20 protein-coding genes are annotated in these 18,806 nt (G+C 60.2%); 10 read left to right on the top strand and 10 right to left on the bottom strand.

Translation table 11 applies throughout. The annotated features are described in order from the left end of the window. Positions 1 to 50: 50 nt before the first annotated feature. On the bottom strand, positions 51 to 392 hold the full coding sequence (gene trxA, locus NW806_RS03540) for a thioredoxin (protein WP_414410040.1): 342 nt from the start codon (positions 390 to 392) through the stop codon (positions 51 to 53). A 107-nt stretch (positions 393 to 499) separates the two neighbouring features. Here trxA and sixA point away from each other — a divergent pair, with 107 nt between their 5' ends. After that, entirely contained in the window at positions 500 to 1,066 is a 567-nt protein-coding gene (sixA, locus tag NW806_RS03535) for a phosphohistidine phosphatase SixA (RefSeq protein ID WP_414410039.1), read from the top strand. A gap of 70 nt (positions 1,067 to 1,136) precedes the next feature. On the opposite strand, the gene nth is transcribed toward sixA, so the two are convergent. From nth to NW806_RS03520, 3 genes are all read right to left on the bottom strand, one after another. Continuing rightward, positions 1,137 to 1,805, bottom strand: coding sequence for an endonuclease III (gene nth, locus NW806_RS03530; RefSeq protein WP_414405029.1), 669 nt, complete (start codon positions 1,803 to 1,805; stop codon positions 1,137 to 1,139). Positions 1,806 to 1,811: 6 nt separating this feature from the next. Beyond that, positions 1,812 to 2,912, bottom strand: a complete 1,101-nt coding sequence (gene rseP, locus NW806_RS03525) for an RIP metalloprotease RseP (protein WP_414410038.1) — start codon at positions 2,910 to 2,912, stop codon at positions 1,812 to 1,814. Between the two features lie 80 nt (positions 2,913 to 2,992). Beyond that, a complete protein-coding gene (locus tag NW806_RS03520; RefSeq protein ID WP_414396728.1) occupies positions 2,993 to 3,235 on the bottom strand; it encodes a NifU family protein in 243 nt (80 codons plus the stop codon). Positions 3,236 to 3,440: 205 nt separating this feature from the next. On the opposite strand from NW806_RS03520, the gene NW806_RS03515 reads away from it, so the two are divergent. The 5 genes from NW806_RS03515 to sppA all read left to right on the top strand — a co-directional run bounded on the left by NW806_RS03515 (position 3,441) and on the right by sppA (position 8,769). Then, positions 3,441 to 4,547 (top strand): PIN/TRAM domain-containing protein, encoded by a 1,107-nt coding sequence (locus NW806_RS03515; protein ID WP_414410037.1) that lies wholly within the window; start codon positions 3,441 to 3,443, stop codon positions 4,545 to 4,547. A gap of 49 nt (positions 4,548 to 4,596) precedes the next feature. Beyond that, the gene (locus NW806_RS03510) at positions 4,597 to 6,282 is read left to right on the top strand and encodes an ATP-binding protein (protein ID WP_414410036.1); all 1,686 of its coding nucleotides are present in this window, start codon (positions 4,597 to 4,599) and stop codon (positions 6,280 to 6,282) included. Positions 6,283 to 6,304: 22 nt separating this feature from the next. Beyond that, positions 6,305 to 7,150, top strand: a complete 846-nt coding sequence (gene rsmA, locus NW806_RS03505; RefSeq protein ID WP_414410035.1) for a 16S rRNA (adenine(1518)-N(6)/adenine(1519)-N(6))-dimethyltransferase RsmA — start codon at positions 6,305 to 6,307, stop codon at positions 7,148 to 7,150. 31 nt (positions 7,151 to 7,181) lie between these two features. After that, positions 7,182 to 7,886 (top strand): 3-oxoacyl-ACP reductase FabG, encoded by a 705-nt coding sequence (fabG, locus tag NW806_RS03500; protein ID WP_414396123.1) that lies wholly within the window; start codon positions 7,182 to 7,184, stop codon positions 7,884 to 7,886. Between the two features lie 76 nt (positions 7,887 to 7,962). Further along, positions 7,963 to 8,769 (top strand): signal peptide peptidase SppA, encoded by an 807-nt coding sequence (sppA, locus tag NW806_RS03495; protein ID WP_414410034.1) that lies wholly within the window; start codon positions 7,963 to 7,965, stop codon positions 8,767 to 8,769. A 38-nt stretch (positions 8,770 to 8,807) separates the two neighbouring features. Here the strand turns inward: sppA and raf1 are convergent, their stop codons facing one another. The 4 genes from raf1 to infC all read right to left on the bottom strand — a co-directional run bounded on the left by raf1 (position 8,808) and on the right by infC (position 13,015). Beyond that, positions 8,808 to 9,887, bottom strand: coding sequence for a RuBisCO accumulation factor 1 (raf1, locus tag NW806_RS03490; RefSeq protein ID WP_414410033.1), 1,080 nt, complete (start codon positions 9,885 to 9,887; stop codon positions 8,808 to 8,810). A 125-nt stretch (positions 9,888 to 10,012) separates the two neighbouring features. Next, the gene (locus NW806_RS03485; protein ID WP_414410032.1) at positions 10,013 to 11,890 is read right to left on the bottom strand and encodes a serine/threonine-protein kinase; all 1,878 of its coding nucleotides are present in this window, start codon (positions 11,888 to 11,890) and stop codon (positions 10,013 to 10,015) included. 75 nt (positions 11,891 to 11,965) lie between these two features. Then, positions 11,966 to 12,430, bottom strand: coding sequence for a thioredoxin-dependent thiol peroxidase (bcp, locus tag NW806_RS03480; protein ID WP_414396129.1), 465 nt, complete (start codon positions 12,428 to 12,430; stop codon positions 11,966 to 11,968). A 15-nt stretch (positions 12,431 to 12,445) separates the two neighbouring features. Next, positions 12,446 to 13,015 (bottom strand): translation initiation factor IF-3, encoded by a 570-nt coding sequence (gene infC, locus NW806_RS03475; protein WP_414396131.1) that lies wholly within the window; start codon positions 13,013 to 13,015, stop codon positions 12,446 to 12,448. 274 nt (positions 13,016 to 13,289) lie between these two features. Between infC and NW806_RS03470 the strand changes: the two genes are divergently transcribed. From NW806_RS03470 to NW806_RS03455, 4 genes are read left to right on the top strand one after another with little or no spacing between them, the layout of a single operon-like run. After that, positions 13,290 to 13,529: a hypothetical protein gene (locus NW806_RS03470; protein WP_414396133.1), complete on the top strand. Its 240-nt coding sequence runs from the start codon at positions 13,290 to 13,292 to the stop codon at positions 13,527 to 13,529. Between the two features lie 9 nt (positions 13,530 to 13,538). After that, on the top strand, positions 13,539 to 14,942 hold the full coding sequence (locus tag NW806_RS03465) for an aspartate ammonia-lyase (protein ID WP_414410031.1): 1,404 nt from the start codon (positions 13,539 to 13,541) through the stop codon (positions 14,940 to 14,942). A gap of 39 nt (positions 14,943 to 14,981) precedes the next feature. Continuing rightward, a complete protein-coding gene (locus tag NW806_RS03460; protein WP_414410030.1) occupies positions 14,982 to 15,743 on the top strand; it encodes a Uma2 family endonuclease in 762 nt (253 codons plus the stop codon). Positions 15,744 to 15,793: 50 nt separating this feature from the next. Then, the gene (locus NW806_RS03455) at positions 15,794 to 17,173 is read left to right on the top strand and encodes an MFS transporter (protein WP_414410029.1); all 1,380 of its coding nucleotides are present in this window, start codon (positions 15,794 to 15,796) and stop codon (positions 17,171 to 17,173) included. Here NW806_RS03455 and NW806_RS03450 read toward each other — a convergent pair. Both NW806_RS03450 and chlG read right to left on the bottom strand, forming a co-directional pair. Further along, entirely contained in the window at positions 17,166 to 17,606 is a 441-nt protein-coding gene (locus NW806_RS03450) for a hypothetical protein (protein ID WP_414410028.1), read from the bottom strand. The genes NW806_RS03455 and NW806_RS03450 overlap by 8 nt on opposite strands. A 136-nt stretch (positions 17,607 to 17,742) precedes the next feature. Then, positions 17,743 to 18,786: a chlorophyll synthase ChlG gene (gene chlG, locus NW806_RS03445; protein WP_414410027.1), complete on the bottom strand. Its 1,044-nt coding sequence runs from the start codon at positions 18,784 to 18,786 to the stop codon at positions 17,743 to 17,745. Between the last annotated feature and the right edge of the window lie 20 nt (positions 18,787 to 18,806).

Raw genomic sequence — 18,806 nt, 5'->3', positions numbered from 1 at the left:
ACTTGCCTTCTGGTGGAGAGCCGGCAAGATCCCTGGTCTTGGCCAAAACCCTAGCCCTCAGCAGAGGTTCCAAGGTGCTTTTCCAAAATCGTGGTCAGCGTTGCCTTGGGAACGGCGCCAACCACCACATCTACCTTTTGGCCACCTTTGAAGAGAATCAGGGTAGGAATACTCCGAATGCCGTACTGACTGGCAGTTTGGGGATTTTCGTCGGTATTGATTTTTACAACCTTGATTTTACCAGCATACTGCTCTGCTATCTCCTGCACCACAGGAGCTACCAGCCGGCAAGGGCCGCACCAGGGTGCCCAAAAATCAACCAAAACTGGAATCTCACTGCGCAGCACCTCGGCTTCAAAGGTAGCATCAGCAATGTCTATTGCCGCAGACATGCCTGGGGAACTCCTAAAACATCATTTAGTATCCTGTTTATCATCGTACCACAACTAGGGTCGCCACTGGGCTTTTCCCGAGCAGGGCAAGGTATCCTAGGAGAAACGTGAAAGGTTGCCGGGTGCCGATGGTGTTTGAGCTTGAACCAGACGACAACAGTCAGGTAACAGGCAGGGCAGTGACCGTGGATTTTGTTCGCCACGGCATAGCCGAAGAGCCCCAACCAGGGAAGGAGGATAGCCTGCGCGCCCTAACGGATAAAGGCCGCCAGCGCTGTCGCAAAATTGCCCGCCAGCTCAGGAGCATGGGCTGGAAGTGGGATCTCCTGCTCACCAGTCCTCTGGTCAGAGCGCGGCAGACGGCAGAGATCTTCGTGGACGAGAACTTGGCCGAAGCCCTGGAAGTGTTTGAGCCGTTGGCCCCCGGCGGCAGCTTTGCCGACTTGGTGCGCTGGCAGACAGAGCGGGATCCCTTCACCTCGCTGGCGGTAGTTGGCCACCAGCCGGATCTGAGCCTCTGGGTACAGGCAGCCATTGGGCTACAGCCAGCCCATCCCGAGGCCATTACCCTCAAGAAAGCAGGCCTGGCTCGCGTGCGCTTTGCTCAAGGGCGCATTGATTGTGGCCAGGGATCCCTGACGCTGTTGCTCTCTCCCAAGGTGATGCTGGGGTAGCGTGACCGCGCTCATGCCAAAGCAGGGGCTTGAGGACTCCCTCCGGAGAGAGGGCCAGCTCCTGCGGATTTCAATTGGCAGCTGCCTCCGGCTTTAGAAGGGAGGCAGTGGGGCAGAGATCAGCTAGGAAGCACTGCTGGCAGAGAGGCTGGCGGGCGGTGCAGATGGCTCGGCCATGCTCGATAAGGCGAAGGGACCAATTCTCCCAATCCACCTGCGGCAGCAGCTGCATGAGATCCCGCTCAATGCGCACGGGGTCCTCGTGCTCGGTAAGGCCAAGGCGGCGGCTGAGGCGCTTGACGTGGGTATCGACCGTTACGCCAGCGTTAATGCCAAAGGCATGGGCTAGTACCACGTTGGCCGTCTTGCGGGCCACTCCTGGCAGGGTGAGCAACTCCGGCATGGTGCGCGGCACCTGGCCGCCAAAGTCTGTCAAGATCTTGCGGCAGGCCTCTTGGATGTGTTTGGCCTTGTTGCGGTAGAAGCCGGTGGGCCGAATTAGAGCCTCAATCTCCTCCCGCGGGGCTGTGGCCAGAGCCTGGGCATCGGGGAAGCGGCGAAACAGCTCTGGGGTTACCTGGTTAACCCGCTCGTCAGTGCACTGGGCTGACAAAATCGTCGCCACCAGCAGTTGCAGCGGCGTCTGGTAGTGGAGAGTACACTTGGAGTTGGGGTAATGGCGCTTCAGGCGCAGCAAAATCTCCAAGGCTCTTTGGCGCAAAGCCCGCTTGCTGGTCATTGGCAACTAGCCCGACCCGGTGACAATGGCAAGAGTATCTTTGAAGATTAGGAACACTCCCAGCCCCAGGAGAAGCGCCAAGCCTGTCTGCATCACCCGCTCTTCGACCTCCCTGGGCAGCCGCTGGCCACGGATGGCTTCCAAGATCAAAAAGGCAATGTGGCCTCCATCCAAGCCAGGGAGGGGCAACAGGTTAAGGACGGCCAAGTTGATGCTGATCAAGGCAGTGAAATTCAACAAGCTGGCAACGTCATCCCGCGCTAGGTCTGCGCCAATTTTGACGATCCCCACCGGCCCGGATATCTGAGTAGCGGTGTTTTGGAAGTTCCGCAGCAGCTCCTGCAGGCCAGTGAGATTCATCGTCACCAAGCGCTGGTAGGCGTTTCCAGCTTCCGTCAGGATCTCCCCCAGGTTTTGGGCGGGGCGCAGGTTCACCTCCTGATTGGGCGCTAGGCTAACCCCGATGGCTACTTTCTCCCCTTGCCGCTCCGGGATTACGGTAATCTCCAGCAGCGCTTCTTTTTCCCTTCGTCGCACCTGCAGGGGAACGGGTTGGTTTGCGCTACTGCGGATGAGCGTCTGAAAATCGTTGAGGGCCGCCAAGGCCGAGGCAGCATCGGCAAGGTCGCTGTAGTCGTGGTCAGCTGCCCGCAGCACCACATCTTCTGCCTGCAGGCCCGCCCGCTCTGCCGGGCTACCTGGCATTACCTGAGCAATGAGAATGCCGGGCTGGATGCGGGTAACCGAGGGGATCCCCAGCAGAGCAAACGTCAGCACCAGCACCAGGTAGGCAAAGGCCAAGTTGGCCAGCACTCCGGCACTCATCACCACCAGGCGATCTGCAAGGGGGCGGTTTTTCAAGAGATTCGGGTCATCGGGGGGGTAGGGGGAGCGCTCGTCATCGTCAGGAAACCCTACGTAGCCTCCCAAGGGCAGCGCGCGAATGGCATACTCTGTTTCCTTGCCCTGGTAGCGCCACAGCACGGGGCCAAACCCCAGCGAAAAGCAGTTGACGTGGATCCCTTGTAGTTTGGCTGCTGCGAAGTGGCCCGCCTCGTGCACCAGAATGAGGAGGGCTAGGATGGCGATGGAGAGAAGAATCGGCATGTGCTGGCAACAACAAAAGAGGAGACAGCTACCCTCGCAAGAGAGGGGAATTCAGCCCAAAGTCCTCGGGGCAGGGATCCTCAGAACACCTGCTCCACTTCTAGGATGTCGGGGATCCTCTCCCGCAACTTGCGCTCAATGCCCATCTTCAGGGTTAGGGTAGAACTGGGGCAGGCGCCACAGGCCCCCTGCAGGCGCAGCTTCACCACTGGGCCATCGATCTCCACCAGCTCTACATTGCCGCCATCAGCTTGCAGATAGGGGCGCAGCTCGTTGAGGACTTTTTCCACATTTTCGGCAGTTAGTTCTAGGGTTTGGGCCATGGTTCCTTCTAGCTTGCTCAGACCTTGATTGGTGGCGTTAAGCTTGACTAGCACTTAAGCCGGCCAGGGATCGCCCTTTTTCAGCATAGCCTCCTTTTTCTAGAGTTTGGGGAGGAGATCCGCCTCCAGCCCGAAGACTAGAATAGGGGGCAGGTTTGCCCCTTGCTGACAGCTTGCCATTCCCAGCAGGGGCACTTTCCGCGCCATGTTGGACATTTTACTCATTGCAATCTTCATCTTAGCGGGCTCGGGCCTTGGGTTCTACGGCCTGGATTTGCTCCCCCCTGCTGCTCTTGAAGGAGCCAACGTCGAAGGGGCGCGCGTGGTTACTGGCGGCTTTGGGGCCTTGGCAGGTTTGGCGCTGGGATCCCTGGTGCGCTGGGGCTACCGCCGCTTCGAGGCCAACGTGCGCTCGCTGCCACCGGATGTGTTGATTAGCCGCTCGGTAGGATTGGTCATTGGCCTGGTGATTGCCAACTTGGCTATGGCTCCTGTCTATTTACTGCCCCTGCCCCAGGAGCTGAACAATTTTCTGGAACCCCTGGCCTCTGTCTTCTTTAGCCTCTCCTTTGCCTACTTGGGAGTGAGTTTGGCCGATACCCACGGCCCGGCGCTGTTGCGCCTATTCAACCCTAACTATGCCCTACAGGCGGCAGCAGAAGGGAGTGTGGTGGCAGCCAGCCCCAAGGTTTTGGATACCAGCTCCATCATTGACGGGCGCGTGGCTCAGTTGATTGAGAAGGGCTTTCTGGAGGGAACGCTAGTCGTTCCCCGCTTTGTGATTGCCGAGCTACAGGCCATTGCTGACAAGGCCGATCCCCAAAAACGGGAGCGGGGTCGGAGGGGGCTGGATACGCTGCAGGCCCTTCGCCAGGCCAACCCCAACTGCTTTGTTATCCACGAAGCCAACTACCCTGACCTAAACACCGTCGACGAGAAGCTGGTGCGCCTTGCCCAAAGTGTGGGCGGGACGCTGGTAACTACTGATTACAACCTCAAGAAGGTAGCTCTGCTGCAAGGGATCAAGGTGCTGAATGTCAACGAGCTGGCCGAGGCTTTGCGGCCTATCTACATCGCTGGCGATAGCTTCGACATCAAGATTACTCGTGAGGGCAAGGAGCCAGGCCAGGGGGTAGGCTATCTGGAAGATGGCACGATGGTGGTGGTGGAAGAGGGACAGCGGGCCGTAGGCAAAACTCGCTCGGTCGTGGTTACTGGCTCCATCCAGACCTCGGCAGGGCGAATGCTCTTTGCCCGCCTTGCCGACAGAGACTCCAACCCCACTACCTCAGCTTCCTCTGCAAAAACCTAAGTTCTGGATCCCAAGAGCTTGGTTTTTCAAAGCTCAAAGCAAGGTGGGTGTGCTTCGACCGGATCTCATCCTCTACACGCAGGATCGCCAGCAGCGCTTTCAAAGCTTTTACTGGGAAGGCGCTGAGAGCTACGGCATCTACCCGCAGCAGATTGTGGCCGGACAGCAGGGATGGGAGTTGGTGAACGGGGAGGAGTACCAAGCCAAGCTCAGCCAGGTGTTTGCGGCAGGGGAGCCCCTGCAGCACGAATGCCAAGTCCTCTCGCTCCGCTACAAGCTGCATTTGCACCTTTGCCTCAACCCCGTGCGGGATACAGAGGGGGAGGTGGTAGCTGTTGCGGTGGTGGGCAGGGTGCTGGGGGCAACGCCCTTCAACTTGGCTGGAGGGACAAGCAAGACTCCTAGGTCGCCCTATTCCTTCAGGGACGGTGAGCCGCTCCAGGCGGTTACAGCTCAGCTTCTGCGCAGCATTGGCCACTCGGCAGGTATCCGCGAGCTGTGCCAGCAGACGGTAGAACAGTTGGGGCAGTTGTTTGGGGTGGATCGGTGTCTACTTGCCCTCTACGAGGTGGGACAGGATTTCCTGACGGTTAACGCCGAGTACCGCCGCTATCCGGAAACTCCCTCGCTGCTCAACCAGACGCTGCGGCTAGGAGATCACCCCCATTTGCTCCAGGCCCTTAGACAGGAAGAGCCAGTGGTAACAGAACGCCACCTCGCTGTGGCCATGTGCTACCGCAGCCATCCCAACAGCTTGCTTTGGCTAGAAGTGCTGCCCCCCAAGACAGCTCCTGCCTGGCAGACCGGCCACTTCCAGCTGCTGCAGATTATTGCCACCTACTTGGGTACTGCCATTGCCCACGCCAGGTTGCTCGAACAAAGTCGCCAACTGGCCACCCGTCTGCAACTGGCTAACCAAACCTTGCTTCAGAAAAACAAAGAGCTAGAGCTGGCCCGCGCCCAAGCAGAATCGGCCAACCAACTCAAAAGCCAATTTCTGGCCAACACCTCCCACGAGCTGCGCACCCCTTTAAACAGCATCATCGGCTTCATTAGGCTGGTACTGGATGGAATGGCCGAAAGCCGGGAAGAGGAGCTGGACTTTTTGCAGGAAGCCTACCGCTCTGCCCTGCACCTGTTGGCCTTAATCAACGACGTGCTGGATATTGCCAAAATTGAAGCCGGCAAACTGGAGTTGCAGTTTCAACCCTGCGACCTGCAAGCTCTCTTCAAGGATGTGGAGGCCAAAACCAGTTTGCAGGCCAGTCAAAAGGGATTGCAGCTCAGCTTTCACCTGCCCCCCAGGGCGGAGCCCATTTTGCTCTATGGCGACTACCAACGCCTGCTGCAGGTGATGCTTAACCTAGTGGGCAATGCTATCAAGTTTACCCCCAAGGGTTCGGTAACGGTGCGAGCAGACCTCCTGCCTGGCGAGCCGGGGATGGCCCGCATTCGCGTTATCGACACCGGGATCGGCGTGTCGTTGGAAAAGCAGCAAAAGCTGTTCCAGGCCTTTACCCAGGTAGATGGCTCCACCACTCGCCAGTACGGGGGCACCGGCCTAGGCTTGGCCATCAGCCAACGCCTGGTGCAGGCAATGGGGGGGGAGATCCATTTCTACAGCTTGGGAGAGGGCTTGGGCTCCACCGTTACCTTTACCGTGCCGCTCTACCGCCAGCCTCTCCCAGGGAGGGATCCCAACCTGCCCCAGGAGAAGACGCCGGTCTCACCCTGATTCTCCAGCCGACAGCCCACCCATGCCCTATCCCCGCAAGCGCTTTGGCCAGCATTGGCTCAAAGATCCTGCTGTCCACGCGGCAATTGTGGAGGCCGCCCAGTTGCCACCACCCCAAGAGGGCAGGGATCCCCCCTGGGTGCTGGAGATTGGCCCAGGTACGGGGCAGTTAACACGGCGGCTGTTGGCCCAAGGCGCCCAGGTGGTGGCAGTGGAGATCGATCGGGATCTGTGCCAGTTGCTGCGCAAGCGCTTTGCCAACGAGTCCCGCTTTCAGCTATTGGAGGGAGATTTTCTGCGCCTGCCGCTCCCGCCTCAGCCCCGCCTGCTGGTGGCCAACATCCCCTACAACCTCACTGGCCCCATTTTGGAGAAAGTTCTGGGATCCCCAGCCCAGCCGGTGAGGCAGTTTGAGCGCATCGTCTTGATGGTGCAAAAAGAGCTGGCTGAGCGCCTGCAGGCCGGCCCTGGCAGCAAAGCCTACGGCGCTTTGAGTGTACGGGTGCGTTACCTAGCTGAGTGCGAGCTCATCTGCCGCGTGCCCCCTAGCGCCTTCCAGCCTCCTCCCCAAGTGGAGTCAGCAGTGGTTCGCCTCACTCCCCGCCCTGCCCCCACCCCCGCCCACGATCCCCGCTGGTTCTCCCAACTGGTTTGCCAGGGCTTCTCTGCCCGCCGCAAGCAGCTTGTCAACGCTCTAAGAGGGCTCGTGGATCGCGAGACCGTGGCCGCCGCTCTGGCCCAACTCCGCCTCAGCCCCACGGCGCGCGCCGAAGAGCTGGATCTGGGCGATTGGCTGGCCCTGAGCAATCTACTGCTGGAGCAGATGCCTAGGATGGCTGCCGTTTCCGGCAAGGGAAAACCGCGGTAGGGTGAGAGGGAGTTCTCGCCCAGAACAACCTATGCTCAACAACCAGGGCAAACAGATCCTTGTTACTGGAGGTACCGGTGGGCTGGGGCTGGGAGTAACCCCTGTGCTCCTGGACACAGGGGCAGCGTTGACCTTGACCTACCGCCAAGAAGAGGAGCTGGCTGCTTTGCGGCAGCGCCTGCCAGCCAATAGCCTGGATCGGGTGCGCTTTGTGCAGGTGGACTTGCTGAACGAAGCGGCTGTGGCCCGGCTCATTGACGATCTGCCCCGCGTCGATGGCTTGGTGCACCTGGTGGGTGGCTTTGCCATGGGCCCCACCCACGAGTACAGCCTAGAAGCTTGGCGGCGCGACTTCGACCTCAATCTCACCACCACTTTTTTGGCCTGCAAGCACAGCCTGCGCAAGATGTGGCAACAGGGTTATGGACGAATCGTAACGATAGCCTCCCGAGGGGCAGTAGAACCGGGATCTCAGCTGGCGGCCTACTGTGCCTCCAAAGCCGGGGTAGTGGCCCTCACCCGCACCATTGCCGCCGAGACCAGAGGCACCGACATCACCGCCAACGTCATCCTGCCCAGCATTATTGACACCCCCGCCAATCGCGCCGCCATGGGATCTGAGCAGGCAGAGCTGTGGGTGAAGCCGGAGTCGATTGGGCAGGTGATTGCCTTTTTGGTCTCGGAAGCAGCCCGCGATCTCAGAGGGGCAGCGATCCCGGTGTATGGCAATGTCTAATCCAGTTGGTTGACCCAGCCACCAAGCACCTTACCATGATAGGAGATATGGGCTTATTTTTGTGCCGTTCTTTACTATGCTGAAGCAATGGTTCTCGGGTGGTTTACGTCGGCAAATTGGCCGCATTGAGGTGGCGGGAGTTATCGATAGCAAAACCCGGGAGCGGGTTCTCAAAGCCTTGAAAGAGGTGGAAGAAAAACAGATCCCTGCCGTGGTGCTGCGCATCGACAGCCCTGGCGGGACGGTGGCGGACTCGCAGGAAATCTACAGCGCCCTTGTGCGCCTGCGGGATCGAAAAGGTATCCCCATTGTGGCTAGCTTTGGCAACATCGCAGCCTCGGGGGGAGTTTACATTGCCATGGGAGCGGAAAAAATTGTCAGCAACCCTGGCACCATCACCGGCAGCATCGGTGTTATCATTCGCGGCAACAACCTTGAAAAGCTGCTAGACAAAATTGGGATCTCCTTTAAGGTAATTAAGTCCGGCCCCTACAAAGATATCCTCTCCTTTGATCGCGAGCTGACTCCCGAAGAGCGCAACATCCTCCAGGAGCTGATCGACATCACCTACAGCCAGTTCGTGCACACCGTTGCAGCGGCGCGACGGCTGAGCGTGAGTGTGGTCAAAACCTTTGCCGATGGCCGCATTTTCAGTGGCGAGCAAGCGCTGCACTTGGGAGTAGTTGATCGCTTGGGAACGGAAGAAGATGCTCGCCTCTGGGCGGCTGAACTCGCAGGGCTGCCACCAGAGGCCAAGTTCTACGATCTGCTGCCCCGGCGCAGGGGGTGGGCCCGCTTCCTGCCCGTCGCAGAGGCTCTGGAACGGTTGCACTTTGAGGTCAGTACTTCTGGCTTGCCCCTGTGGCTTTACACCGGCCCTTGAAGGGCCCCTCTTAGCGGCCGCGTGAAAAGAGCCGCTGCTTACTCCTCTAGCTGCCAGGGATCTTGGGCCACCTCCTCATCGAAGATGCGGGGCGGGCGTATGGCCATTAGCACTTGACCCAAGGGGGGAGAGGGGGGCAAGTCCTCGTCGATCCACTCCAGGGAGAGCCATCCCTCCCGATCCACTAGAAAAACCCCCGCTCTCCCTTCCCAGGTGCGAACGGCGCGATCGACCACTAGCAGGACGGGATCCCGCTCCTCCTCAGCGGCCACCGGCTGGTCCAAGAGGGATCCCAGGAGTTGATTTTCCACCTGCAGGGCCACGGGATCAGCGGCCCTCTGAAGGGCTGGCCAAGCGGGCAAAGCTATCCACATCTGTCCAGCGGCACTGCTGACCCAGCCAAAAGGCCCCTGCGGTGCAGCAGGAGGGATCCCTTCCCAAGTGGCGGTGGCTAGCGGCAGGGATCCGGCCACGGGCAACAAGCGAGGCAACTCCTCTTCCGGGCGAAATACCGACAGCCTGGGCAAGAGCTTGCGCCGGGAGCCGAGAGCCAGCGTCGTCAGGAGCTGCTCGATCTGGCGGCGGGCGGTTTCGCTGTGGACATACTGGAGAGCCCGGCCAATGGCCCGTGTCCGCTCCTGCAGATCGCGGCTTTGCTGGGCAGTCTTCCAGGCTTGATAGGCCACCGCATCGCCGGGGTGATCCGTAAACCCTTCCGGAAGCTGCTGCAGTTGGGCATAGCTTTTCACAGCCCGAGCAATCTCGTGGGCCTCCCCGGCACCTAGGTTGCGGCTGACCACCAGCTCCGCTACCCGGATGCGATCCTTGGGGGAGAGGATGCGCAGCTCGTAGAGGATGTCGCTACCTCGCTGGGCAAAGTGCTCCAAGAGGGCCGCGCTGGCGCCTGCCTTGGCCATTCCCTCGTAGACCTGGGCGGCAACAACCATCTGGTTTTGCTGGGCAGGCTCAAGCCCCGTGGCCTCAAAGATGGCCTGGGGGGTCATTTTCTGGTGCTGCAAGCTTTGGCAGGCCTTGGCCCAGTCCAACCACCCTCCCTCCCTGCGCCGCAGCTGCTCCAGCAACCCGCTGGGGGAGGGTTCAGGCAAATGCTGACTCATGGCAAAGCTTCCTCCGCAACCACTACCAGAAAGCAGGGCAAAATCCACTGGAATCCCAAAGGGCGGCAGCTGGCCACGCCGAGGCCAGGTTAGAGTACGATTTTAAGGACTTTCCCTGGGCCAAGTTAGTCCAAGGGAATTACTCGGGCAGCATGGCCCTCCCCTGGCAACCGGTTGAAATCCAATTGCCATAGCTCAAAGCGCTGCAGCTCCCCGGCCTTGGGCACCTGCAGCCAGACCCGTCCCTTTTTTCCCACCTGCAACACTCTGGAGGCGGCGGGCACGGCCACCTGAGCCAAGGGATCCCCCCCCTTGCTGTACAGCCAGAGGGACAAGAACCCCTCCCCCTCCTGACACAGCAGCAGCACGCCCCAAGGGGCCTTGGCCATCTGGACAGGCCACCCTTTTAAAAACCAGCGGCGCAGGCGCAGCGGGTTGAGCTGGACTACGCCAAGGTGGGGGCAGCCGCCCTGTCTTCCGCCCTCGCTGGGGGCGAATAGCAGCCGTTCTCCCAAGCTGAGCACCTCCCCTCGGGGATCTAGCGGCAGGCGATAGCAAAGCGGCTGCACTCCCGTCTGCCCAACTCCTGGATAGGGCAACACGCTCATGTCCACCCATTGCCGTCCCCGCCCTACCAGCAGCACCAGCTGCTCCGAGAGGGCCAGTAAACGGGGCAGGGATCCCGTTGGCACCCGCCAAGGCCAGCGGAAGTAGCAGTGGAACTCGGGAAAAGGTTGAGCTGCAGTTGGCCCAGTTGGCAGCCATTGCACTGCCCCAATTTCCTTGGCAGTGGCCCAGATGAGCTCCTGGCGCTCCTCTAGCCAGGTGGCTTGCCACCTCTCCTCAAAACTCAGGAGGGTGCGGATGCGGGTGGGACTGAGGTGCAGAAGGCTACTTTTGGAAACAGCCAGGGCTTCTGGAAAAGTCCCCAGGAACACCACCTCCTGCAGGGGCTCGGCCAAGGGAAAACAGGCCAGCGGCGGCGCCCCCAGGGCAAGGGTCTGGAGTTCCAGCCACTCTAAGCTCTGGGGGGTAACTCGCAGCAGCAGGGGGGAACGGCAGCCGCTGGGATCCTCACAGACATAAAACTTCTGCAAGCCGCCGTTGGCTGGCAGATCCCAAACCTGAACCCCGGGGGGGGACTGGCGCAGCAGGCGCGGGCCAACCCAACAGGCAGCTGGCTCTTGCCACTTCTGGGCAACCGCCGCCAGGGCCGAACGCATCTGCGCTGCTGTGCGGAACCGCCGCAGGGGCAGCTTGCGCAAAGCCACCTCTAGCACCTCCTGCAAAGGCGCCGGGATCCCCTCCGGACAGACAAACCGCTGGTTGAGGTGGGCGTGCATCAACTGGGGGGGAGATCCGGAAAAGGGCCGCCGGCCCGTCAACAGCTCCAGCAGGATGATTCCCACCGCATAGAGATCCGAGGCAGGGCTAAACTGACCGTAGAACCGCTCGGGAGCCATGTAGGCCGGTGAGCCGGTAGCAGCGCTCTCCCGAGGAACTGGCTGCGGCTGGCGGGCAATGCCAAAATCGGTCAACTTCAGTTGCCAGCCCTGGGGCGTGGGCTTAAGCAAAATGTTCTCGGGCTTTACATCGCAGTGAATGACTCCCTGCCCATGGGCATGGTCTAGGCCAGCCAGGATCTGATCCACAAAGCCCAAAACCAGCTTGACGGGCAGCCACAGCCCCTGCTCCACCTGGTTGATCAGCTCCCGCAGGGTACCTCCCTCGCAGTACTCCAACACCAGATAGCGCCCCTCGCGGGCATGTTCCAGGGCGTAACAGCGGGTGATGTTGGGGTGGTTTAACGTCAGCAGATAGCGCAGCTCCCGCAGTAGGTTAGGGGTGGGAAAGCGCTCCAGCGGCAGCTCCTTGAGAGCCACCAGCTTCCCTCCTTGGCGGGGCCGGGCGCAGAAGACTCGCCCATACTGTCCTTGTCCAGCCAAGCCTAGGATCTGGTAGCTGTCGTGGATTGACTTGGTGGTGCGGGTGCGCCGGGACACAGTCTAGCCCAAGGGGAATCGCTTTCCTTGCTTGGGGCGGGATCCACCAGCAAAAACTCTGCTGAGCTCCAAAGGCTAGGAGCCGGTTAGCTGCTTGAGCAGTTCTGCCGCGTGGGTTTCCACCTTGACCTTAGTGATAACGGCCTCGATCTTCCCCTCCGGGTCGATAACGAAGGTGGTGCGGTGGACGCCGTTGTAGACTTTGCCCATGAACTTTTTCGGGCCGTAGACCCCGTAGGCAGTGGCCACCTTAGCCCCCTCATCCACCAACAACGGAAAGGGCAGTTGCAGCTTCTGGGCAAACTTTTGGTGGGAGCGGGCATCGTCGGGGCTCACCCCCAGGATCTGAATCCCGTGGGCTCGATAGTCGGCATAGGTGTCCCGAAAGCCGCAGGCTTCTTTGGTGCAGCCGGGAGTGTTGTCCCGTGGGTAGAAGTAGAGCACCACCCGCTGGCCCCGCAGTTGGCTGAGGCTAATCGGCCTACCCTCGGCATCCGGCAGGGTAAACTCCGGGGCAGGATCCCCAACAGCAAGGGGCATGGGTAGGATCCCTCCTTAGGTTGATTTTTTAGGAGCAGCTTTAGGAGCAAGGATCATCGTAATGTTCCGACCCTCCTTCTGGGGAGGCTGCTGCATTTCCGCCACCTCTTGTAAGTCTCTGAACAAGCGGTGCAGTAACTCTTCCCCCAGCTCGGCGTGCTGTGCCTCGCGGCCACGGAACATTACCGTAGCCTTCACCTTGTCTCCCTCCCCCAGGAACTGTTGGGCACTCCGCAGGCGCACGTGGTAGTCGTGCTCGCCGATGTTGTAACGAAACTTCACTTCCTTGATCTCGGCAGTGTGTTGTTTTTTGCGGGCCTCCCGTTCTTTTTTCTCTTTCTCAAACTTGAACTTGCCGTAGTCCATAATGCGGCAGACAGGAGGATCCGCTTTGTCACTCACCAAGACCAAGTCCAGATCCTTTTCCTCTGCTATGCGCAGCGCTTCCTGAGGACTCATGATCCCCAGCTGGGTGCCATCGGTATCGATGAGACGGATTTTGGGGAAGCGAATCCGCTCGTTGATAGCGGGCAGCTCTGCGCGCTGCTTGGGGGAAGAGGGGTCAAGTGGACGTTCGACGGACAAGTTCTCCTCTCTCTGAACGAACAACAGAATTTAGTTTACTTTGCGCCGCTGCCGGCCAATGGGCAAAAAACCCTGTTATTGGCCAGAAGGGCAGAAGCTTCTGCACTTATACTAGCCGGTATTTCCTGTTTCTTTCTAGAAGCTTTGGGCTTGCCCACGGGAAAAATACTGCTGGATTGGGGTAACAACTGCGGTAGGATAGCCAGGTGGCAGCCCTGCTGGCAAAGAGGGTGGGGCAAAGTTAGCCTTCTAGTTTACAGGGAGGGCAAAAGCGGTGCAACTGGGTTTAACGGAACGAGAACTGAAAGAGCTGGCTCAAAAGTCCGTCCAACTGATCCTCAGCCCCCGCGAAGGCGACAGCGAGGCGTTGGCCCAGTATAAGACTTCGGCAGAGTTTCGGGCGGCAGTTCACTTGGCCTGTGCAGCCATGGTGCTGGTCTTGGCGGAAAACAACGAGCGCCTCAGCCAGCAGTTGGCTGCTTTGCAGGAAAAGGGATCCAACCCCGCCAGCTAAGCCAGCCAAATGGCCATGCCTTCACAGGTGCGCAGCGAACGAGACTCGATGGGGGAGTGGCAACTGCCCCAGTCGGTGTACTACGGCATTCAAACGGCCCGCGCCCTGGAGAATTTTCCCATCAGCGGCCTCAAGCCGCTGCCAGAGTACGTGGAAGCCTGCGTGCTGATTAAAAAGGCGGCGGCGGAGGTCAACGGCGAGCTAGGCTGCATTCCAGTGGAGGTGGCCAGGGCCATTGTTCAAGCAGCCGATGAGATCCTGCAGGGATCCCTGCGGGATCAGTTTGTGGTGGATGTGTACCAGGCCGGGGCAGGCACCTCCCACCACATGAACGTCAACGAGGTGCTGGCCAACCGGGCTTTGGAGATCCTAGGGGAGCCCAAGGGCAAGTACGAGCGGGTCAGCCCCAACGACCATGTCAACTACGGCCAATCCACCAACGATGTCATTCCCACCGCCATTCGCCTAGCGGCCTTGCTGCGGGTGCGGCGGGATCTTTTGGGCACGCTGGACAACCTGGTGGCGGCGCTGGAGCAAAAGGCCCAGGAGTTTCGCGACATCCTCAAGGCGGGCCGCACCCATTTGCAGGATGCGGTGCCGGTGCGGCTGGGCGACAGCTTTGGCGCCTACGCAGCCATCTTTGCCCAACATCGTCAGTGGATCGAGGAGGCCAGCCAAGCCCTGTGCAGCTTGGGGCTAGGGGGAAGCGCCGTGGGCACTGGCCTCAACACCCATCCCCAGTACCGGCAGAAGGTGGTGCAGCGGCTGGCAGAGTACACCCAGTTGCCCCTCGCACCGGCTCCCCATCCCATGGCGGCTATGCAGAGCATGGCTCCCTTTGTGCACCTGTCGGGATCCCTACGCAACCTGGCCCAAGACGGCATCAAAGTGGCCAACGACCTACGCCTGATGGACTCTGGCCCCAAAACTGGCCTCAAAGAGATCCAACTGCCACCCGTGCAGCCTGGCTCCTCCATCATGCCTGGCAAGTACAACCCGGTGATAGCTGAGATGCTGAACATGGTCTGCTTTCAGGTAATCGGGCTAGACACCGCCATCACCTTGGCAGCTCAGGCAGGGCAATTTGAGCTCAACGTGATGATGCCGCTGATTGCCTATAACCTCCTGCATAGCTTGCAGATCCTCAACAACAGCCTGCGCGTCTTTACTGAGCGCTGCGTCCGCGGCATCAAGGCCCAGGCAGATCGCTGTCGCAGCTATGCCGAGGGAACCCTGGCTTTGGTGACTGCCCTCAATCCCTACATTGGCTACCTGCAGGCGGCAGAGGTGGCCAAGATCTCCCTGGAAACCGGGAAGCCCATCCGCCAGATCCTGTTGGAGCGCAACTTGATGAGCCCGGAAGAAGTGGCCAAGGTACTGGATCTGGAGGCGATGAGCCAGATGCAGGCCTGACCCATTGCTAGAGTGGAGGTGTACTGCTTCCCCCTGACCATGACCGTTACCCCTTATCGCTGGCCCACCCAGCACGACCTGCCCGACACAGATGACACTCCCTTGGACAACGAGGATCAAGGCCGCCAATACCCCCTGCTGCGGGAACCGCTGCTGCTGCACTGGTCAGACCGGCAAGACTTTTTTGTGGCTTGCAATATGGGCCTTTACTACGCCCTACCCCGGCAGGTCGTTGTTCCAGATTTGTTTCTAGTGCTAGGGGTTCCTCGTTGGCGGGATGGCACGGCCCGCAAAAGCTATGTGGTTTGGGATGAAGGGAATATCTTGCCTGTCCTCATCTTGGAGATCATTTGCAACGACCTGGGGGAAGAAAAACCCGGGCAAGCCAAGTTCCAGCTCTATGAAAGGCGGCTGCGGATCCCTTACTACGTCACCTTCGAGCTAGAGACCAGTGAGTTGAACGTTTATCAGCTCCAAGGCGGACACTATGAGCTGCTCCCCGGCTCAGGCGCTGGGGAACATCCCCCAATTCTGTTGCCCGATTTGGACTTGAGCATCGGTCGGTGGTGGGGATCCTACGAGGGGCGAGAACGCTTTTGGGTGCGCTGGTACGACAGAGCAGGGCAATTGTTGCCCACGGCAGCGGAGTTAGAGGGGCAACGGGCAGAGTTGGAGAGACAGCGGGCAGAGTTGGAACGGCAGAGAGCAGAAATGGAGCGGCAGCGGGCGGACCTAGAACGCTCCCGGGCCGAACGACTGGCCCAGCGGCTCCGAGAGCTGGGAGAAGACCCTGAGCTTTAAAGGGATCCCCATACCCCCTACACTGGAATCCTGGCATTCCAGGGGGGATGATGACCAGACAACAACTCAGCCTGCAGACAAAGCTGGCCTACGGGGTGGGGGATCTGGGCACGGGCATGACGGCCAGTATCCTCATTTTTTTCCTGCTGCCCTTTCTCACCAACACCGTCGGCATGGCAGCAGGCTTGGCCGGCAGCATCTCCGCCCTCACCCGCTTTTGGGATGCCATCAACGATCCCATCATCGGCCTCCTCAGCGACCGCACTCGCAGCCGTTGGGGTCGCCGCCGCCCCTGGCTCCTGTTTTCAGCCATCCCTTTTGGCCTAACCTTTGTAGCGCAGTGGTGGATCCCTTTTCCCGGTCGAACTGGGCTTCTGTTTGCCTACTACCTGGCGGTGTCGCTGCTGTTTAACGCCTTCTACTCGGCTGCCAACATCCCCTATGCCTCCCTGACGGCGGAGCTGACCCAGGATTACGACGAGCGCACCCAGCTTAACCAATTCCGCTTTGCTTTCTCGGTGGGGGGCAGCATGGTTGCGGTGGCCACCTTTCCCCTCTTGGTTAACCTGCTGCCGGATCGAGCTAGTGGGCATTTGCTGGCAGGGAGCTGTTTTGGGGTGATCTCCACTCTGCCTCTAGTGCTTTGCTTTTGGGGGGTGCGGGAACGGCATCAGTCCTGGCGGGATCCGCTGCCTTTGCTCCAGCAGTTGGGGGTGGCCCTCAGCAACCGCCCCTATCTATTTGTAAGCGGCATCTACCTGTGTTCCTGGCTGGCATTTCAGTTTACGGCCACCATCATCCCCTACTTCATCGTTTTCTGGATGGACTTGCCCGAGGTGTGGATTTCCCTGGTGGTGCTGGCGGTTCAGAGCGTTGCCGTGCTGACCCTGTTTGCCTGGACGCGACTGAGCGCCCGGCTAGGCAAGCGCGCCATGTACCTGATCGGGGCGGGGTTCTGGTTGATCGCGCAGGCAGGCCTGTTCTTCCTACAGCCCGGCCAGGAGCAGCTCATGATTGCGCTGGCGTTGTTGGCAGGAGCAGGGGTTTCAGCCACGGCCTACCTCGGGCCTTGGTCGATGTTGCCAGATGTCATTGACCTGGACGAGCTGCAAACCGGGGAGCGGCGGGAAGGGATCTTCTATGCCTTGATGGTGTTCCTGCAAAAGGTAGGCCTGGGGCTGGGGCTGTTTTTCCTGGGGCAAGTTCTAGATTGGGCTGGCTTTATCCCTTCGGTAGCTGGAGAGCCTCTGCCTTCCCAGCCCGAATCAGCCTTGCTGGCCATCCGCCTCGCCATCGGCCCCCTGCCGGCAGTGGCTTTGATCGGCGGCATTTGGCTGGTGTGGCTTTACCCCATTACCCGGCAGCGCCATCGGCAGATCCTGCAGGAACTGGAAGCAAGGCGGGCTGGACGCTCCTCGCCTCTTAGTTGAGGATAATGCGTAGGCCACTACCGGAGGACTGCCCTGGCCCAGGGTTGGGCAGAATCCGCAGGCCGCTGCCGGTGGGCCGGTTCACGTTGTCGGCAAAGAAGGTGTTGGGGCGGCCATCCCGCTCGTACACCACCACCTCGCTAGGGTTGAACTGGGATCGGCAGAGGATGGGAGAGTTGTCGGCAGCGGTAGCGGCACTGCAGCGATAGCCAGGGGCAGAGACCACTTGGCCCTCTGCATCGATGGAAAAAGGAACTCTCCCGGGTGGGATCGGAGCAAAAAGCGGCTGGTTGGGAATGAGCAGGCCACCTGGGCTGGGTTCAACCACAATCCCACGCTCGTCGGTAACAATCCGCTGTGCCTGGGCAGGAGCGCCAGTCCCCAAGAGCAAAGCCAGGCTCAGGCTAAGTTGGAGGGGAAGAAACAGCTTCATCGAACACCTCCTTTGGCCTGGGGCCATCCCACTGTTCATCCCAGCGGGATCCCTGGCTTGATCTTGGCCCAGACAGCGGGGGCAATCTAGGGCAGAAACCGTCACCTCGGTTGCCAGAATGGGCACCTTGGCTTGACTACCACAGCCCTGAGCGGCCCAACGCCAGTCCCACCACCAGCATGCCCAACACCAAAAAAGGCTGAGCGCTGGCCTGGTATTTCACGTCGTTCTTCAGCGGATCCCGCAGCAGGTACATGTCTTGGAAGGTGATCTGGGGGAGAATGAGCAGCACCAAAACCGCGGCGTAGAGCTTTAGACCAGCTCCCAGCAAAAACGCGGCCATGCCAAGCTGAAACAGGTCGATCATCAGCGCCGCGATCCAGGCTGCCCCCATGGCGCCAAACATCACCGGCAGCGAGGCCAGGCCAAACTGCCGATCCCCCTCCATGCTCTTGAAGTCGTTGACCACGGCAATCCCCAGGCCCGCCAAGCTGTAGAGGAGGGTTAGGATGCAGACCGTCCAGTTCAGCTCACCAAATAGAGCGTGGCCCGTCCACCAGGGCAGGGCGATGTAACTAGCGCCCAGGGCGTAGTTGCCCAGCCAGCCGTTGCGCTTCAGCTTCAGGGGCGGCGCCGAGTAGATGTAGGCCAGCAAGGCTCCCCCCAGGGCAATGCCGGTAATCACCGGGAAGGGGTGGCCAGTATACCAGTCGAGGGCATAGGCCAGCGCCAGCCCCAGGATCAGCAGCACCCAGATTTGGATGACCACCCGCCGCAGGGAAATGGCCCCGGAAGGGATGGGGCGGTAGGGCTCGTTGATGGCGTCGATGTCGCGGTCATAGTACTCGTTCAGAGTTTGCGTGTAACCTGCCATCAGAGGGCCGGCTAGGACCATGCCCGCCAAGACTAGCGCCACGTTCTCCCAAGTCCAGGTGAAGTGGCCAGAGGAAGCCGCTCCTGGGATCAAGCCCCACATCAACGGGATCCAGGTAACCGGCTTCATCAGTTGCAGGTGGACTTGCCAGACGGAGCGAGACTCTACCTCCGCCCCCTTCATGCCCAGCAATTGGCGGAGACGGCGGCCAAGGGATCCCTTTTCAGAGCCCGCGGCAGTTTTGGGAGCAGCAGGATCCCCAGCAGGGGCCGCTGTGGCTGGATCGTAGGAAGTCGTTTCGTTCATGGTGAGGTGCGCAAGCAAAC

Origin of the sequence: Synechococcus sp. W65.1 (assembly GCF_047461615.1) — a bacterium.
Classification (GTDB): domain Bacteria; phylum Cyanobacteriota; class Cyanobacteriia; order Thermostichales; family Thermostichaceae; genus Thermostichus.
Note: the sequence above shows the minus strand (reverse complement) of the source record. Positions and strands in the feature narration are given on the sequence as shown.

Bases quoted from the DNA above. Each gene is read 5' to 3' on its own strand.
- NW806_RS03455 (WP_414410029.1), top strand. From the start codon at position 15,794: ATGACCAGACAACAACTCAGCCTGCAGACAAAGCTGGCCTACGGGGTG.
- rsmA (WP_414410035.1), top strand. From the start codon at position 6,305: ATGCCCTATCCCCGCAAGCGCTTTGGCCAGCATTGGCTCAAAGATCCT.
- bcp (WP_414396129.1), bottom strand. From the start codon at position 12,430: ATGCCCCTTGCTGTTGGGGATCCTGCCCCGGAGTTTACCCTGCCGGAT.
- fabG (WP_414396123.1), top strand. From the start codon at position 7,182: ATGCTCAACAACCAGGGCAAACAGATCCTTGTTACTGGAGGTACCGGT.
- rseP (WP_414410038.1), bottom strand. From the start codon at position 2,912: ATGCCGATTCTTCTCTCCATCGCCATCCTAGCCCTCCTCATTCTGGTG.
- NW806_RS03465 (WP_414410031.1), top strand. From the start codon at position 13,539: ATGGCCATGCCTTCACAGGTGCGCAGCGAACGAGACTCGATGGGGGAG.
- NW806_RS03460 (WP_414410030.1), top strand. From the start codon at position 14,982: ATGACCGTTACCCCTTATCGCTGGCCCACCCAGCACGACCTGCCCGAC.
- chlG (WP_414410027.1), bottom strand. From the start codon at position 18,786: ATGAACGAAACGACTTCCTACGATCCAGCCACAGCGGCCCCTGCTGGG.
- NW806_RS03450 (WP_414410028.1), bottom strand. From the start codon at position 17,606: ATGAAGCTGTTTCTTCCCCTCCAACTTAGCCTGAGCCTGGCTTTGCTC.
- sppA (WP_414410034.1), top strand. From the start codon at position 7,963: ATGCTGAAGCAATGGTTCTCGGGTGGTTTACGTCGGCAAATTGGCCGC.
- nth (WP_414405029.1), bottom strand. From the start codon at position 1,805: ATGACCAGCAAGCGGGCTTTGCGCCAAAGAGCCTTGGAGATTTTGCTG.
- raf1 (WP_414410033.1), bottom strand. From the start codon at position 9,887: ATGAGTCAGCATTTGCCTGAACCCTCCCCCAGCGGGTTGCTGGAGCAG.
- NW806_RS03520 (WP_414396728.1), bottom strand. From the start codon at position 3,235: ATGGCCCAAACCCTAGAACTAACTGCCGAAAATGTGGAAAAAGTCCTC.
- NW806_RS03515 (WP_414410037.1), top strand. From the start codon at position 3,441: ATGTTGGACATTTTACTCATTGCAATCTTCATCTTAGCGGGCTCGGGC.
- trxA (WP_414410040.1), bottom strand. From the start codon at position 392: ATGTCTGCGGCAATAGACATTGCTGATGCTACCTTTGAAGCCGAGGTG.